General features: G+C 65.1%; 16 protein-coding genes. 6 read left to right on the forward strand and 10 right to left on the reverse strand.

The window, feature by feature from the left end; translation table 11 throughout:
* Positions 1 to 131 precede the first annotated feature (131 nt).
* The 5 genes from frmR to E2F46_RS16185 are packed head-to-tail and all read left to right on the forward strand — an operon-like array spanning position 132 to position 3,051.
* A complete protein-coding gene (gene frmR, locus E2F46_RS16165; RefSeq protein WP_133323619.1) occupies positions 132 to 407 on the forward strand; it encodes a formaldehyde-responsive transcriptional repressor FrmR in 276 nt (91 codons plus the stop codon).
* A 19-nt stretch (positions 408 to 426) separates the two neighbouring features.
* Positions 427 to 1,536: an S-(hydroxymethyl)glutathione dehydrogenase/class III alcohol dehydrogenase gene (locus E2F46_RS16170; protein ID WP_133323620.1), complete on the forward strand. Its 1,110-nt coding sequence runs from the start codon at positions 427 to 429 to the stop codon at positions 1,534 to 1,536.
* The gene (locus tag E2F46_RS16175) at positions 1,536 to 1,877 is read left to right on the forward strand and encodes a hypothetical protein (protein ID WP_133323621.1); all 342 of its coding nucleotides are present in this window, start codon (positions 1,536 to 1,538) and stop codon (positions 1,875 to 1,877) included. The genes E2F46_RS16170 and E2F46_RS16175 overlap by 1 nt, the downstream gene beginning before the upstream one ends.
* A gap of 2 nt (positions 1,878 to 1,879) precedes the next feature.
* Positions 1,880 to 2,710: an S-formylglutathione hydrolase gene (gene fghA, locus E2F46_RS16180; RefSeq protein WP_133323649.1), complete on the forward strand. Its 831-nt coding sequence runs from the start codon at positions 1,880 to 1,882 to the stop codon at positions 2,708 to 2,710.
* Positions 2,707 to 3,051 carry a putative quinol monooxygenase gene (locus E2F46_RS16185; RefSeq protein ID WP_133323622.1) on the forward strand — a complete coding sequence of 115 codons (345 nt, stop codon included), beginning with the start codon at positions 2,707 to 2,709 and terminating at the stop codon, positions 3,049 to 3,051. Before fghA ends, E2F46_RS16185 begins: the two co-directional genes overlap by 4 nt.
* 292 nt (positions 3,052 to 3,343) lie before the next feature.
* Here E2F46_RS16185 and E2F46_RS16190 read toward each other — a convergent pair whose 3' ends face one another.
* From E2F46_RS16190 to E2F46_RS16215, 6 genes are all read right to left on the reverse strand, one after another.
* Positions 3,344 to 4,024 (reverse strand): Dph6-related ATP pyrophosphatase, encoded by a 681-nt coding sequence (locus E2F46_RS16190; protein ID WP_133323623.1) that lies wholly within the window; start codon positions 4,022 to 4,024, stop codon positions 3,344 to 3,346.
* Positions 4,025 to 4,048: 24 nt separating this feature from the next.
* Positions 4,049 to 4,390: a hypothetical protein gene (locus E2F46_RS16195; protein ID WP_133323624.1), complete on the reverse strand. Its 342-nt coding sequence runs from the start codon at positions 4,388 to 4,390 to the stop codon at positions 4,049 to 4,051.
* Between the two features lie 320 nt (positions 4,391 to 4,710).
* On the reverse strand, positions 4,711 to 5,364 hold the full coding sequence (locus E2F46_RS16200; RefSeq protein WP_133323625.1) for a 2-hydroxychromene-2-carboxylate isomerase: 654 nt from the start codon (positions 5,362 to 5,364) through the stop codon (positions 4,711 to 4,713).
* The gene (locus tag E2F46_RS17745; RefSeq protein WP_133323626.1) at positions 5,361 to 6,080 is read right to left on the reverse strand and encodes an FG-GAP repeat domain-containing protein; all 720 of its coding nucleotides are present in this window, start codon (positions 6,078 to 6,080) and stop codon (positions 5,361 to 5,363) included. Before E2F46_RS17745 ends, E2F46_RS16200 begins: the two co-directional genes overlap by 4 nt.
* Before the next feature lie 101 nt (positions 6,081 to 6,181).
* Positions 6,182 to 7,483 (reverse strand): amidohydrolase family protein, encoded by a 1,302-nt coding sequence (locus tag E2F46_RS16210; RefSeq protein WP_133323650.1) that lies wholly within the window; start codon positions 7,481 to 7,483, stop codon positions 6,182 to 6,184.
* 11 nt (positions 7,484 to 7,494) lie between these two features.
* Positions 7,495 to 8,844: an amidohydrolase gene (locus E2F46_RS16215; RefSeq protein WP_425599846.1), complete on the reverse strand. Its 1,350-nt coding sequence runs from the start codon at positions 8,842 to 8,844 to the stop codon at positions 7,495 to 7,497.
* A 127-nt stretch (positions 8,845 to 8,971) separates the two neighbouring features.
* Here E2F46_RS16215 and E2F46_RS16220 point away from each other — a divergent pair, with 127 nt between their 5' ends.
* A complete protein-coding gene (locus E2F46_RS16220; RefSeq protein WP_133323628.1) occupies positions 8,972 to 9,748 on the forward strand; it encodes an AMP nucleosidase in 777 nt (258 codons plus the stop codon).
* 577 nt (positions 9,749 to 10,325) lie between these two features.
* Here E2F46_RS16220 and E2F46_RS16225 read toward each other — a convergent pair.
* From E2F46_RS16225 to E2F46_RS16240, 4 genes are all read right to left on the reverse strand, one after another.
* Positions 10,326 to 10,769, reverse strand: coding sequence for a hypothetical protein (locus E2F46_RS16225; RefSeq protein WP_133323629.1), 444 nt, complete (start codon positions 10,767 to 10,769; stop codon positions 10,326 to 10,328).
* On the reverse strand, positions 10,760 to 11,128 hold the full coding sequence (locus E2F46_RS16230) for a cupin domain-containing protein (protein WP_133323630.1): 369 nt from the start codon (positions 11,126 to 11,128) through the stop codon (positions 10,760 to 10,762). The genes E2F46_RS16225 and E2F46_RS16230 overlap by 10 nt, the downstream gene beginning before the upstream one ends.
* Positions 11,129 to 11,175: 47 nt before the next feature.
* Entirely contained in the window at positions 11,176 to 12,243 is a 1,068-nt protein-coding gene (locus E2F46_RS16235) for a serine hydrolase domain-containing protein (protein ID WP_133323631.1), read from the reverse strand.
* A gap of 920 nt (positions 12,244 to 13,163) precedes the next feature.
* Positions 13,164 to 13,706 carry a hypothetical protein gene (locus E2F46_RS16240; RefSeq protein ID WP_133323632.1) on the reverse strand — a complete coding sequence of 181 codons (543 nt, stop codon included), beginning with the start codon at positions 13,704 to 13,706 and terminating at the stop codon, positions 13,164 to 13,166.
* Positions 13,707 to 13,730 lie beyond the last annotated feature (24 nt).

Consider the following 13,730-nt stretch of genomic DNA (forward strand, 5'->3'; position numbering starts at 1 on the left):
TGGGGTGGGGGGGCAGGCCACCGCAGCGCATCTTTCACGAGAGGGAGCAACGCAAACCGACTTCGCAGCGCGACGTGCCTTCCGGCGTTCGTCCGACTATACTCCCCCGCAGTATTCAAGCGAGTGCGTACTTGCCCCATTCCCCCGCCGACAAGGAGAAGGCCCTGACCCGCGTGCGCCGCATCCGCGGCCAGCTCGATGCGCTCGAGCGCGCGCTGGACGCCGGTGCCGACTGTTCGCCGGTGTTGCAACAGCTGGCCGCGGTGCGCGGCGCGGTCAACGGGCTGATGTCGGAAGTGCTGGAAAGCCATCTGCGCGAAACGCTCGCGGCGCCGTCCATCCCGTCACAGCAGCATGATGCCGGCATCGATGCCGCCGTTGCGCTGGTGCGTTCCTATCTGAAATGACATACGCAGGAGAGCAGCCATGAAATCACGCGCCGCCGTCGCCTTCGCCGCAGGCGAACCGCTGAAGATCGTCGAGATCGACGTCGCGCCGCCGAAAGCCGGCGAGGTGCTGGTCAGGATCACCCACACCGGCGTGTGCCACACCGATGCGTTCACGCTGTCGGGCGACGATCCGGAAGGCCTGTTCCCGGCGGTGCTGGGACACGAGGGCGCCGGCATCGTGGTGGAGGTGGGCGAGGGCGTGACCAGCGTGAAGCCCGGCGACCACGTGATCCCGCTGTACACCGCCGAGTGCGGCGAATGCCTGTTCTGCAAGAGCGGCAAGACCAACCTGTGCACGTCGGTGCGCGCCACGCAGGGCAAGGGCGTGATGCCCGATGGCACCACGCGCTTCTCCTACAACGGCGAACCGATCTACCACTACATGGGATGCAGCACCTTCAGCGAGTACACGGTGGTCGCGGAAGTATCGCTGGCGAAGATCAATCCCGAGGCGAACCCGGAGCACGTCTGCCTGCTGGGCTGTGGCGTGACCACGGGCATCGGTGCCGTGCACAACACGGCCAAGGTGCAGGAAGGCGACAGCGTCGCGGTGTTCGGCCTGGGCGGGATTGGCCTGGCGGTGATCCAGGGCGCGCGCCAGGCGAAGGCCGGCCGCATCATCGCCATCGACACCAACCCGTCGAAGTTCGAACTGGCGAAGGAATTCGGCGCCACTGATTGCATCAACCCGAAGGATTTCGACAAGCCGATCCAGCAGGTGATCGTGGAGATGACCACCTGGGGCGTCGACCACTCGTTCGAGTGCATCGGCAACGTCAACGTGATGCGCGCCGCGCTGGAGTGCGCGCACCGCGGCTGGGGCCAGAGCGTGGTCATCGGCGTGGCCGGTGCCGGGCAGGAAATCAGCACGCGGCCGTTCCAGCTGGTCACCGGTCGCAAGTGGATGGGCACCGCCTTCGGTGGGGTCAAGGGCCGCTCGCAGTTGCCGGGCATGGTGGAGGACGCGATGAAGGGCTACATCGAACTCGCGCCCTTCGTCACCCACACGATGCCACTCGACGACATCAACGAAGCCTTCGACCTGATGCACGAGGGCAAGTCGATCCGCAGCGTGGTGCATTACTGATGTCGGCGCTACCCACGGACAAGGCCATGATCGAGGCCTTCATGGACGAGGCGGCCTTCGAGGCGGCCGGGTGCGCTGCCATCGCGCGCCTGGACGAGCAGGACATCGAGCGGATCGACCGGGCGATCCTGTCGGCGCTGGGGGATGACTGGAAGAAGGCCGGGTTCATCACCTCGGGCATGGTGATCGCGGCACCGGACGAGTACGAGGAGGTGCCCGAGATGTTCTACACAATGCGCATTCGTGCGCTTGCGGAAGCATCGCGCATCGAAGGGCGGGGCGACCCGCATGCGCTGAAGACCTTCGAGATCCGCCTGCCGCCACGGGACACGCTGACATGACGATCGAACGCATCGAACACCGCGCCTGCTTCGGCGGCTGGCAGGACGTGTACCGCCATGAGTCGAGCGTGCTCGGCTGCACGATGGCCTTCGCGGTGTACCTGCCGCCACAAGCCGACAAGCGCAAGCTGCCGGTGCTGTACTGGTTGTCCGGCCTGACCTGCAACGAGCAGAACTTCATCACCAAGGCCGGCGCACAGCGCTACGCCGCCGAGCATGGCGTGATCCTCGTCGCGCCGGATACCAGCCCGCGCGGCGACGACGTGGCCGATGCCGACGGCTACGACCTCGGCAAGGGCGCGGGCTTCTACCTCAACGCCACGCAACAGCCGTGGGCGGCGCACTACCGCATGCAGGACTACATCGTCGACGAGCTGCCGGCGCTGGTGGAGGCGAACCTGGCGGCCACCGGCGCGCGCGCGATCAGCGGGCATTCGATGGGCGGCCACGGCGCGTTGACGCTCGCGTTGAAGCATCCGGGACGCTACCGCAGCGTGTCGGCGTTCTCGCCGATCGTCGCGCCCAGCCAGGTGCCGTGGGGCGAGAAGGCGTTCGCCGCCTACCTTGGTGCCGATCGGGCCGCATGGGCGCAACACGATGCCGTCGAACTGTTGAAGACCGCAGGCGAAAAGCTGCCGCTGCTGGTCGACCAGGGCGATGCCGACGAGTTCCTGCACAGCCAGCTCAAGCCGGAACTGCTGAAGGCCGCGGCCCACGCCGCCGGCCATCCGCTGGTGCTGCGCATGCAGCCGGGCTACGACCACAGCTATTACTTCATCGCCAGCTTCATCGGCGACCACATCGCGCATCACGCGAAGGCGCTGCAGGCATGAGCCGCTACGAAGCCGATGGCGTGCCGGTGCCGCTGGTGCTCTACGTGCGCCTGCGCGTCAAACCCGAATGCACGCAGGCGTGGCTGGATGCGGTGCACGCGATCGCCGATGCGATGTCGCGGGAAGACAGCTTCCTGTCCTGCGACCTGCACCGCGACGCGCAGGATCCCAACCTGTTCACCCTCTACGAGCGCTGGGCGGAGCCGGATGTCGAGACCTTCCTTGCGCGGCAGGACAAGCCCTATCGCCGCGAGTACGAGGCGAAGCTGCCGGCACTGCTGCAGGGGCCGCGCGAACCGCAGGTACTGGTGCCGCTGGCGCAGTGGGGGCGGCAACCGTAGGCCTCCGGCGCAACGCTGGCGAGGCCTGTGAAGGTGAAGGTGGTGCGTCAGCGGTCCGGGCGTCGTTGTCCAATCGTTGTTGATCAAATCGCCACCCCGGCGAACGCCGGGGCCCAGCGACTCGTCGCCCCGTGGACAACCCATCGTGCCGGGTGGATCAGCCGTTTGGCTCAAGTCGGCGGCGCGCCGGGTCGATGCAGGACGACTCGCGCTGAATGGTCGGATACGTGGGCATCACCCCAGCCTGCGCGAGGTCTTTCGCATCCGGATGCGCTCGCACACCGGGGCGTTGCTATCGCCGCGGCACGAAATCGGTGTAGGCGAAGCGCTCGTCGCGCAGGACCGTGTCGCCGCGGTCCAGCACCAGCGGCGCAGCGAACATCGGGCCGCTCGAGACGCAGGTATGGAACTCCCCGTTCTCGCCACAGGGATCGATGCCGGGCGACAGCACACGCAGCAGGTCGGCGTCGAACGCGTGGCCCGCGAGCCGCGCATCCAGTTGCCGTGTATCCACGCAGCACAGGTGCGCTTGCAGTCCGCCTGCGATCATCTCGCGTGCCAGCACGGCCGTATCGCTGCCGAACAGCGGCGTGAGCAGTTCCCAGCCGATGCGTGCGAGGTTGCGTTCCCGGTACGCGCGGATGTCGGCGAGGAACAGGTCGCCGAACGCCATCGTGCGCAGGCCGGGCCAGCGCGCGGAGGCGGCCGCAAGTGCCGATGCCATGGCCTGCTCGTAATCCTCGTTGGCGCATTGCGCGGGGATCTCCGCTTCCAGCAGCGGCAGTCCGGCGGCACGCGCCTGCGCCTGCAACACCTCGCGGCGGATGCCCTGCATCGAGGCCCGGCCATATTCACGGGTGATGGTGGTCAGCAGTGCGACGACTTCAACATCATCGCGCTGGCGCAGCGTGTGCAGCGTCCATGCCGCATCCTTGCCGCCGCTCCAGGCCAGCAGGACCTGCGTGGTTGGCATCAGGCAGCAAGCGACGTGCAGATGTCAGGCCGCGGCGACATCCCGCAGCTCCCACGCACTGCCGGCCAGCAGCCGCATGCGGTGCTTGAACACGCTGCCCGGCAGCGACGTGGTGACCATCAGGTCGAAGCGCAGGTCGCGTTGCTCGCCGTCCACGCGCGCGTCCGGATCGGTCGCGCCCAGCGCAGGGTCGACGGCGTCGGGATCTTCCTGGCCCGCGCGCCAGCGTTCGAACAGACCCTCGCCGCGCAGCGCGTCCTGCAATTCCTCGGCCATGCCACCGGCCCCTTGCGAACGGAAGGCGAACTGGCCCGAGGCACGCGCGGCGGCCGGGTCGGGCAGGCTGATGAAGTAACGGATCGCCATGGGCGTGGCTCGGAGGATGGGATGCGCAGCGTAACCAAGCGTGGGTCAAATCTCCGTTATGCGGCGACGGCATCAGGCGCGATCGCTGGAATCTCCGTCGCCCCCGCGCAGGCGGGGGTCCATGACCTCAGCTCCAAGTCGACCGACTACCGTCGCTGCCACTCGGGAGCGCTGCGCGCTTGCAAACCCACGAGCTGCGCGACGGGCAGGTGCAACGTCCATGGGTCCCGCCTGCGCGGGGATGGCGGTTTCGCCAAGTGGCATGCCGATGATCGCGATGAAGGCTGCGCGGAGGCGGTGGCGCGGGCACGCGATGCCTGCTATGCCGACGGCTCCCGTCGCCGCGTCACGCCGACCGGCAGTCTCGCCGTGCGCTGCATCTCCGCATCGTCCAGCAGCGAGGGGTCGTGCAGCACCGCCAGCGCGAAGTCGTGCGCATCGTCGCCCCAGAACAACGTGTCGCCGATCTGCAGTGTCGGTACGCCGAAGACCTGCGCTTCGATCGCCGCCCGTGTGTTGTCGCGCAGCGTGGCCTTCACCGCGTCCGAGGACAGCAGCGCCGCGTCTACGCCCAACCGTTCGCATAGCGGTGCCAGTGCTTCGAGGCTGTCGCCGGCGCGGCCTTCGGTCCAGATCCACGCGAACGCCGCATCGATGGCGTGCGGCGCATTGCCCGCCGCGATGCACAGCCGCAGCGCCGCCAGCGGATTGAACGGGTGCGTCGGCGGGAACCGCAGCGGCACGTCGCGCTGGCGTGCCTGCCACAACACGTGGCGGTAGGTGAACTCGCGCTTGCGCGGAATCTCCGCCGGGCCGCGCTGGCCCAGCGCATCGAGCACGGCGCCGAACAGGATCGGCACCGGCTCGATCCCATGCGTGCCGAGCAGCGGCCGCAGCCGCTGCCACTGCAGGTACGCGAACGGCGAGACGACGTCGAAATACCAGCGCGCCGGTGCAGCTGCCGCGGCGCTCAACAGCCCACCGCCCGGTGCCGTGCCACCGCGCGGACGGGCTGCCCCTCCGCGGCTTCGCGGGACAGGAACAGCGTGGGCTGGCGCACGTTGTAATGGTCCGACGTATCGAACAGCAGGTCGAGCCGCCCGTCGCCATCGAGGTCGCCGGCGAACAGCAGTGCCGCCGACGCATCCGCTCCGAGACCGACGTTGCCGGTCCCGTCCACGTAGCCGGACATCGCGACGAGCCTGGACCGGCCGCCATCCGGCGCGAACAGGTCGATGTGGCAGTCGAGAGATGATGCCCGGTCGCGCGGTGCGCCATCGTGGCGATCGCATCCGGCGACCAGCCGGTAGAGCGCATCGTCGAGCCGGATATCGACCGAGGCCGGCTTGTAGAACGCCAGTCCGGCGGGATCATCCACGCCGACCACCTCTGCCCGCACCACTTCTCCGGCGTGCAGGCCAGCGCCGCGCAGGTACGCCAGTGGCAATCCGGTACCGAGGTCCGGCCCGACCTGCCATCCGGTCTCGGGGCCATCGTCGGCATCCATGACCGGATCGGCCACGCGCCGCAGTTCGATCCGTGTCGCTTCAAGCCACGCGCGTTCGCCGTCGTCGTGCAGGGCGAGCATGGCGTCGCCATCGGCGACCACCGGTTCGTCGCCGTGGAAATGTCCCGGCGGCTGCAGCACGAAGGGCGAGGTCGCCAGCAGCAGGATCAGCATCCAGGACATCGTCGCTCCGCGTCGCGCCGACAGGCGATGCACGCATCTTCATGCCGGCGCTGCCGGCATGCAATCGGACGGGCCGCCGCCTGGCAGCCCGTCCGTGCCGGTCACTCCACCCGCGCCGGATACGCGCGCGGCAGGGCGCCGGCCTCTGCGCTGGGTTCCGCGCGCAGGTAGCGGTCGCGCAGTTCGGTCTGGCGCGAGCGCATCGGCATCGCGCGGCCGCCCAGCCAGACGTGGCGCGCGGTGTTGGCGACATCCAGCGGGTCGCCCGACCACAGCACCAGGTCGGCGGTCTTGCCGACTTCGATGGTGCCGACGTGATCTGCCACGCCGAAGGTTTCGGCTGGCACGCGGGTCAGTCCCGCCAGGCCGTCTTCCCAGGGCAGTCCATTGGCCACGGCATTCCCGGCCAACTGCCGCACCTTGCGTGCGTTGTGCGAGGCATCGCCCGACTGGGTGAACCCCACCTGCACGCCGGCGGCGCGCAGGCGCGCGGCGTTTTCCAGCGTTGCGGCCAGCTGGTCGAAGTTGTTGGGCAGGTTGACCAGTGAATCCACGAACACCGGTACGTTGGCGCGTGCCAGTTCCGGTGCGAGGCGCCAGGCTTCGGCACCCCCGGCGATGGCGATGCGCACGCCGTGACGCTGCGACCAGCGCAGCAGCTGGCGGATGTCGGCCGCGCGATCCATCCTCACCACAACGCGGCCATTGCCGCTGAAGTAGCGCGCCAACGTGCTGCGCCCGGCCGGGGTGAGCAGTGCGCCGCCGGATTCGGCGGGAATGCGCCCGCGGACTTCGTCCACCAGCTGGTCCAGCAGCATCCATTGGCCGGCGCGCGAGGTGCCGGTCAATCCGGCCGCGCCGCCCCCCAGCGACAGGAACAGCGTGCGCGGACCCACCGGGTCCGGGCTGCCGTCCAGTCGCATCACGCCGCCTTGGCCGCCGATGATCGAGCCGCCGGGTCGACTGCCTGCGCTCAAGAGGGTGAAGCCGATGCCTTCCACGCGCGCGACCGGCAGCACGATCGAATCCGGGTTGTACGCGAGGGTGACGTCGAACTCCGGTCGCACCACCATGTCCTTGGCACCATCGCCCAGTGCGAGCGCGGCGTCATTGGTGGCTTCTTCGGCCGACACCTCCTCGATCCCGATGCCGGTGATGCCGCCGAAGAGCGCTGGCGTCAACCACATGCCGGTGCCGTCGATCATCGGGATGCCCTCGAACACCAAGCCCCGGCCGATCGCGGCGACGCGACCGTCGCGCACCAGTACGTCGTAATCCTCCAGCACGCCGCCACCGGCCTTCGCCGTATGCACCTTGGTGTTGGCGATCAGTACGTCCTGCGCCATCGCGCCGCCGCAGGCGAATGCGCCCGCCAGCAGCCCGCCCGTCAACAGCACCCGCATCGCACGACAGCTCATCGCACACCTCCCACGCCCAGCATGAAGTCGGTGACCGGCTGCCTCGCCCGGTCGCTGCGGTCGTACACGTGGGCACCGTCGATCCACACGTGCTCGGCCAGCGCGTACACGCTGAACGGGTTGCCGTTCCACAGCACCACGTCGGCCGCCTTGCCCGGCTGCAGCGTGCCGGTCACGTCATGCACGCCCAGCGAGCGCGCCGCGTTCCCGGTCAGCCAGCGGATCGCGCGCTCCGGCGCGATGTCCATGCCGGCGCGTGCCGCGTTCGCCATCACCTTCGCCGCCTCCTGGTTGAGGCGCTGGATGCCTTCGGACGAATCCGAATGCACGATCGCGCAACTGTTCGCCGGGCGATCGACCAGGGCGATGTTCTCCTGGATGCCGTCCCAAGCCTCCATCTTGAAGCCCCACCAGTCGGCCCACAGCGCGCCGCAGATGCCTTCGCGCGCCAGCGTGTCGGACAGCTTGTACGCCTCCACGCCGTGGTGGAACGCGGCGATCTCGAAGCCGAACTCGTTCGACAGGTCGATCATCTGCGCCATCTCGTCGGCGCGGTAGCAGTGGATGTGCACCAGCACGTCTCCAGCCATCGCGCCGGCCAGCGTGTCCAGCTTCAGGTCGCGCTTGCCCGGCTCCTTGCCGGCGCGCTTCTTCGCGTATTCCTGTGCATCGATGAACGCGGCGCGGTAGCCGGCCACGTTGCCCATGCGCGTCGCGGGGCCGCCGCGCTGGCCATACACGCGCTTGGGATTCTCGCCGCAGGCCATCTTCAGCCCGTGCGGCGCACCGGGGAACTTCATCGCCTGCACCGTGGTGGCGGCCACGTTCTTCAGTGTCACGCCGCGGCCGCCGACCAGGTTGGCCGAGCCGGGCAGGATCTGCAGCGTGGTCACGCCGCCGGCCAGCGCCGCACCGAAGCCCGGGTCCTGCGGCCAGACCGAATGTTCGGCCCAGACCTGCGCGGTGACCGGGCTGGTCATTTCGTTGCCATCGCCGTGGGCTACCGTGCCGGGGCTGGGATACACGCCCAGGTGCGAGTGCACGTCGATGATGCCCGGCGTGACCCACTTGCCGGTACCGTCCACGCGCACCGCGTCGGCGCCGGCCGACAGGTTGCGGCCCACCTGCACCACCTTGCCATCCTGCAGCAGCACGTCGGCGCCGTCCATGCGGGTGCCATCGCCCACCAGTACCGTGGCATTGGTGATCAGCACCGGCGGCGATGCGATCGCGCGGTAGGTGCTGGGGTAGGCGTCGCCGATGAAATCGGCCTTGCCGGCGGCGGTGGCCGGCGGCGTGTCGCTGGAGGCGGTGGTCGCGCAGCCGGCCAGCAGTACGGCCGCCAGCGCGGCGGTCAAAGGTTTGAGCATGGTGGTTTCCCCGGACGAATAGGCCGAAGGTAACGAATCGGCCGGGATGTGCAAGCCGCCGGAAGTCATGGTGCGTGACAAAATGGCCAAAAAGGAGAAGACGATGAAAGAAAAAGAGCAGATCGTCGAAAACTGGCTGCCGCGCTACACCGGCGTGCCGCTGGACCAGTTCGGCGAACACATCCTGTTGACCAACTTCGGCGGCTACCTCGGCCATTTCAGCCGCCTCACCGGTGCTGAAGTCGTGGGCCTGGACCGGCCGATGCCCAGCGCCACCGCCGACGGGATCACCATGATCAACTTCGGCATGGGTAGCCCGAATGCCGCGACCATGATGGACCTGCTGTCGGCCACCATGCCCAAGGCCGTGCTGTTCCTCGGCAAGTGCGGCGGCCTGAAGCGCAAGAACCAGCTCGGCGACCTGGTGCTGCCCATCGCCGCCATCCGTGGCGAAGGCACCAGCAACGACTACCTGCTGCCGGAGGTGCCGGCGCTGCCCGCGTTCGCGCTGCAGCGCGCGGTGTCCACCATGATCCGCGACCTAGGCCACGACTACTGGACCGGCACGGTGTTCACCACCAACCGCCGCGTCTGGGAGCACGACGAGGAGTTCAAGGAACGCCTGCGGCAGATGCGCTGCATGGCCATCGACATGGAAACCGCCACCGTGTTCGCGGCGGGCTTCGCCAACCGCATCCCGTCCGGCGCGCTGCTGCTGGTGAGCGACCAGCCGATGATCCCGGAAGGCGTGAAGACCGAAGCCTCCGACGCCAAGGTCAGTGCGGAGTACGTGGAGCGCCATATCCAGATCGGCATCGAGGCGTTGCGGTTGATCCGCCGCCATGGCAAGTCCGTGCGGCATTTGCGCTTCGACGAGTAGCACCGACGGTTCGACGAGTAGCGCTGGCCCCCTTCTCCCTCGCTTCCGATCCGCCACTCTCCCGCGCGCCTTGCCCCCTCTCCCGTTCACGGGGGAGGGCTGGGGTGGGGGCGCTCTTGCCGTCGCTGTTGCTGCGCCAGATCCGGCATCCCCCGGATTACCCGTTATCCCCGCGACTGCGAAGCAAAAGGCGCGGCCGCCAGCGAGAGGGGTCGCGGCTTTCGCTTTGCATCTCTGCTTGCTGCAAGCGGAGCAAGATCAAATGCTTCCGCCTATCGGCGGATTACTTTTCTTTGCTGGCCCAAAGAAAAGTAATCAAAAGAAAGGGCCTTCCCCGACAGAGCTAACGTTCCCGCGTCATTCGCATCTGGATTTTCCGACTCGCCATCCATGTCTCGGTCGGAAAACGCCGCACATCCTGTGCGGCGTCCTCCGGGTCTTCTGGCATCCGTAAATCGTCATCTTCGCGACAAGCCGTCGCCCCGGCGAAGGTGGGGACCCATGGACGTTTCAGCAGCAGCGCGTCAGAGTGACCACTTCAACCAAGCAACAGGGGCGGCAACAGACAGCTACATTCCTATGGCGCAGGAACCAGTTCCGGCCAATCATCGGCCCGGCCTTCCGCGCGCTTGAACTTGGCTTCGTCGCGATTGAAGCAACGACCTGCAAGTCCCGCGAAGTCGCCTTGTCTTCTCGGGTGCTCGACATGCTGGACCACGCGATTGCGGTGGATGAACAGCAGCAGCGTTATCCCGTCGTTGCGATCGATGGACGTGCGGCGTTCCACCGGCCACGCGAAACCAATGATCTCCTCGGCATGCCTGTCGGCCATGTATGGGCCGATGACGCACACCCGGTCCCATTCAGACGGCGCGGCCTGCGCAAGATCGACCGACATTCGTCCCGTTGCATGGAAATAATGCGAGATTCCAGCCGAAGACTGGCTGCAGGCAGCGAGCGCAACTGCGATAGGCAACAGCAGCGCGCAACGACGGCGCTGCCTATGAAGCATCACACCCATACATCGTTCTTAGCGGTGTACTCGCCCTTCGTCGCATCGCCCGTGTTGACCACCCCGCGCGGCTCCACCAGCATGATGCAGCACTCTTCCGCCGCCACCGGGCGATGCTCCACGCCCTTCGGCACCACGTACATCTCGCCGGCCGACAGCGGCACCGACCTGTCGCGGAACTCCAGCGTCAGCGCGCCGTCCAGCACGATGAACATCTCGTCCGTCTCCGCATGGGCGTGCCACACGAATTCGCCCTGCACCTTGGCCAGCTTGAACTGGTAGTCGTTCATTTCCGCGATGACGCGCGGCGACCAGTGCTCGGAGAACCTGGCGAGCTTGTCTTTCAGGTTGATGGCGGTGTCTGGCATGTGCTGTCCGGTGATGCGATCAATGGGAGCCGCGGAAGCCAAGGGATTCAGCCTGACATCCGCCGAATGAGCTTGTAAAGCTTCTGCGCGTCGGCCGGATGCCCCTGCTTTTTGAACCCGCTGAACACCAGGTACCCAAGCATGGAGTTTCCCGTGTCTCGACGGGTTACCAGGGTCAGGTTGCGCTCCCGATCTACCAGCAAGTACTGCCCACCCCAGCCGTCGGCGATCACCGCACCAAGCTCGGAATTCAGCCACCACGAGTAGCCAAACCCATCGTAGAACGAGCCTCCGGTCTCCGAATAAGCCGTGGTGCTTCTGTTGATCCAATCGGAAGAAACGATCCGGGTCTGGTTCCACATGCCGTCTTGCGCCACCAGCGCGCCAACCCGGGCAAGGTCCCGAGCACTCATGTGGATGCGATAGGTCCTGTAGTCGGACTCTGATCCTTGTCGGTCATAGAGCACGTGATCACGGTTGAAATCCTGCATTCCCAGCGGAGCGGCAAGCCACGCATCCATGGCTTCTCCAATCGAAAGCCCGGTCTTCTTCTCGAAGATTGCACCGAGCACGTTGAAGTCCCAGTTGTTGTAGAAATAATGCTCCCCCGGAGAAAACTGGCCGCGACCAGGGCGGCCGTCCCTGGTCTCGGCCGTTTCCGCACCGGATTGCAGGTAAACCCCCGACCGGGATTGCAGCAGATGCTCGACCGTGGCCCGCTTCTCAACCTCCGTCAACGGCATCCGACTTTCATCGATACCCAACTCCCCGAGCGTTTCCTCCAGGTCGACCAGGCCTCGGTCGAATGCGATGCCGAACAACAGGCTAAGGACACTTTTCCGTGCGGAGGCCAGGTTCATGGGGACGTCGATCTTCCCGTGCTGCATCAGGATCGTCTCGCCACGGAGTGCAACGAATGCGTCGATTGGATCGGCCTGCGTCTCGATGTAACTCCGGACGCTGTCCGCCTGATCCGGGAACAGGGGCGACTCCGCCATCGGTACCGGATTCGTTGCAGGTGCGCCTCGATTAACGAATGGGCGCAGCATCACGACAAGCGAGATCGCAACGGCGGCGACCAGCACAACGCCAAGAATTTTCGCAGTACGCTTCATCTACACATGCCCCGCATGGGTTCAACGCATGAAAGGGATGAGTCATCAGAGAAGGGACGATGCGAGCCGAAGTCGGATCGCGTTTCGCCGAGAGCGATGCCGAAACCGAAAAATGTACCCGACCCAATTTCGTGAATGAACTGTTAGGGCCTATCTAGTAGTAGTGGGCCTCAAGCACCCGCCATTCCGTCCCATCCCGCTTAAGCTTTTCCACTCTTAGAGAGCCGCTTCCGTCGCAGAACGTTCTCCCAGTCAGAACTAGTGCGAGGCCTTTTGACTCTTGGATTGTTGCCTTGCTTATTCTCACCAGCCTAGGGCTAATAGATTCTACACAGCTGTCTGGCTCCCCAAGCACTGGTAAGTTTCTCGGGTTGGCAACGTAGATCACGCTGGGCAACATTGGGTCCGCGTTGTATGTCTCGGCCTGTGATATGTGATCCAGAAGTTCTTGAAGCCGCACAGGCAACGAATTATTCCCACGGTTGACTAGCGAGCCCTGAGGTCTGATGGTCACGAACTCGTGCTTGGCCCATGTCGCACCAGGATCCAATGACCGAAGTGTTGCCGAGCGCCGGTCAAAGTAGATACGTTCTTTAGGACAGTCCCCGGATGGGCTGCACAAAGGCGGCTCGCTAATCTCATTGATCAGAAGGGTTCTAACAATCATTTGCTGATCAAAGTCAGATGCAATCACATAGTCACGATCCTGAGTGCGTCGAGCCTGAATTTCGGCCCAAGAGCTCTTGGCTAGTGGATAGACGAGCGCCACTGACGAGGCCAGCGCAACTGCAACGCTTATAAGAAATATCGCAGACGCTCGAATCTTGGACATGGGACCTAACGCCTGAATTAAGCCGCGCCGCGAAGCGGCGTCGGCTTGAATGAATTGTTAGCCGGCAAATGCGTGAGCCTACAGTTCTCTAGAAGATGCCAAGCAACCTTTTCTTACCTCTACCGGTGCGAAAATACTCAAGCAAATGGTCAATGCTGATTGTGAGAGCAACCTCTGTCACCGGAGTCATGCTAATGAACAGGCCGGTTATCTCGAATGAAGTGGCAACTCCGGATAGCGAGTCGTTATTTGTCGCCGATGGTGCAGAAATTACTACAAGTTCTGGCTGTAGCGTGTTTGGCATAATTTCTACGGCAATGAATGTGTCAAATAGATCTATGCAAAAAGGGAATGGGAAGCGCTTGCTCTGATTGTAGCCAGCGACAAACTTTTTGCTGCTATTTGATAGAAGAGTAGAGATATCGATGCGACTCAAATGTCTGTGTTTCTCAATTAGGCCATGGATAAGTGAAAAACTCTCAATTGAGTCGCCTATCTCTATGTTCTCTGCAGATACGTAATCCACGACAGAATATTGCGATAAAAGATTCTCAATGGAGGATCTGTAGAGCTTTCCAAGCGGCCTTCTTCTCTCTATAGCATCTCGCACAAGTTCAGTCTGAAGAATCATTCTGACACTCCGGGAAGCTTGATC

The organism is Luteimonas aestuarii (assembly GCF_004357985.1).
Classification (GTDB): Bacteria; Pseudomonadota; Gammaproteobacteria; order Xanthomonadales; family Xanthomonadaceae; genus Luteimonas; species Luteimonas aestuarii.

What these genes read in the sequence shown, in the direction of transcription:
- E2F46_RS16170 (WP_133323620.1), top strand. Translation starts at nt 427, where the DNA reads ATGAAATCACGCGCCGCCGTCGCCTTCGCCGCAGGCGAACCGCTGAAG.
- E2F46_RS16175 (WP_133323621.1), top strand. Translation starts at nt 1,536, where the DNA reads ATGTCGGCGCTACCCACGGACAAGGCCATGATCGAGGCCTTCATGGAC.
- E2F46_RS16185 (WP_133323622.1), top strand. Translation starts at nt 2,707, where the DNA reads ATGAGCCGCTACGAAGCCGATGGCGTGCCGGTGCCGCTGGTGCTCTAC.
- E2F46_RS16190 (WP_133323623.1), bottom strand. Translation starts at nt 4,024, where the DNA reads ATGCCAACCACGCAGGTCCTGCTGGCCTGGAGCGGCGGCAAGGATGCG.
- E2F46_RS16195 (WP_133323624.1), bottom strand. Translation starts at nt 4,390, where the DNA reads ATGGCGATCCGTTACTTCATCAGCCTGCCCGACCCGGCCGCCGCGCGT.
- E2F46_RS17745 (WP_133323626.1), bottom strand. Translation starts at nt 6,080, where the DNA reads ATGTCCTGGATGCTGATCCTGCTGCTGGCGACCTCGCCCTTCGTGCTG.
- E2F46_RS16210 (WP_133323650.1), bottom strand. Translation starts at nt 7,483, where the DNA reads ATGCGGGTGCTGTTGACGGGCGGGCTGCTGGCGGGCGCATTCGCCTGC.
- E2F46_RS16220 (WP_133323628.1), top strand. Translation starts at nt 8,972, where the DNA reads ATGAAAGAAAAAGAGCAGATCGTCGAAAACTGGCTGCCGCGCTACACC.
- E2F46_RS16225 (WP_133323629.1), bottom strand. Translation starts at nt 10,769, where the DNA reads ATGGGTGTGATGCTTCATAGGCAGCGCCGTCGTTGCGCGCTGCTGTTG.
- E2F46_RS16230 (WP_133323630.1), bottom strand. Translation starts at nt 11,128, where the DNA reads ATGCCAGACACCGCCATCAACCTGAAAGACAAGCTCGCCAGGTTCTCC.
- E2F46_RS16235 (WP_133323631.1), bottom strand. Translation starts at nt 12,243, where the DNA reads ATGAAGCGTACTGCGAAAATTCTTGGCGTTGTGCTGGTCGCCGCCGTT.
- E2F46_RS16240 (WP_133323632.1), bottom strand. Translation starts at nt 13,706, where the DNA reads ATGATTCTTCAGACTGAACTTGTGCGAGATGCTATAGAGAGAAGAAGG.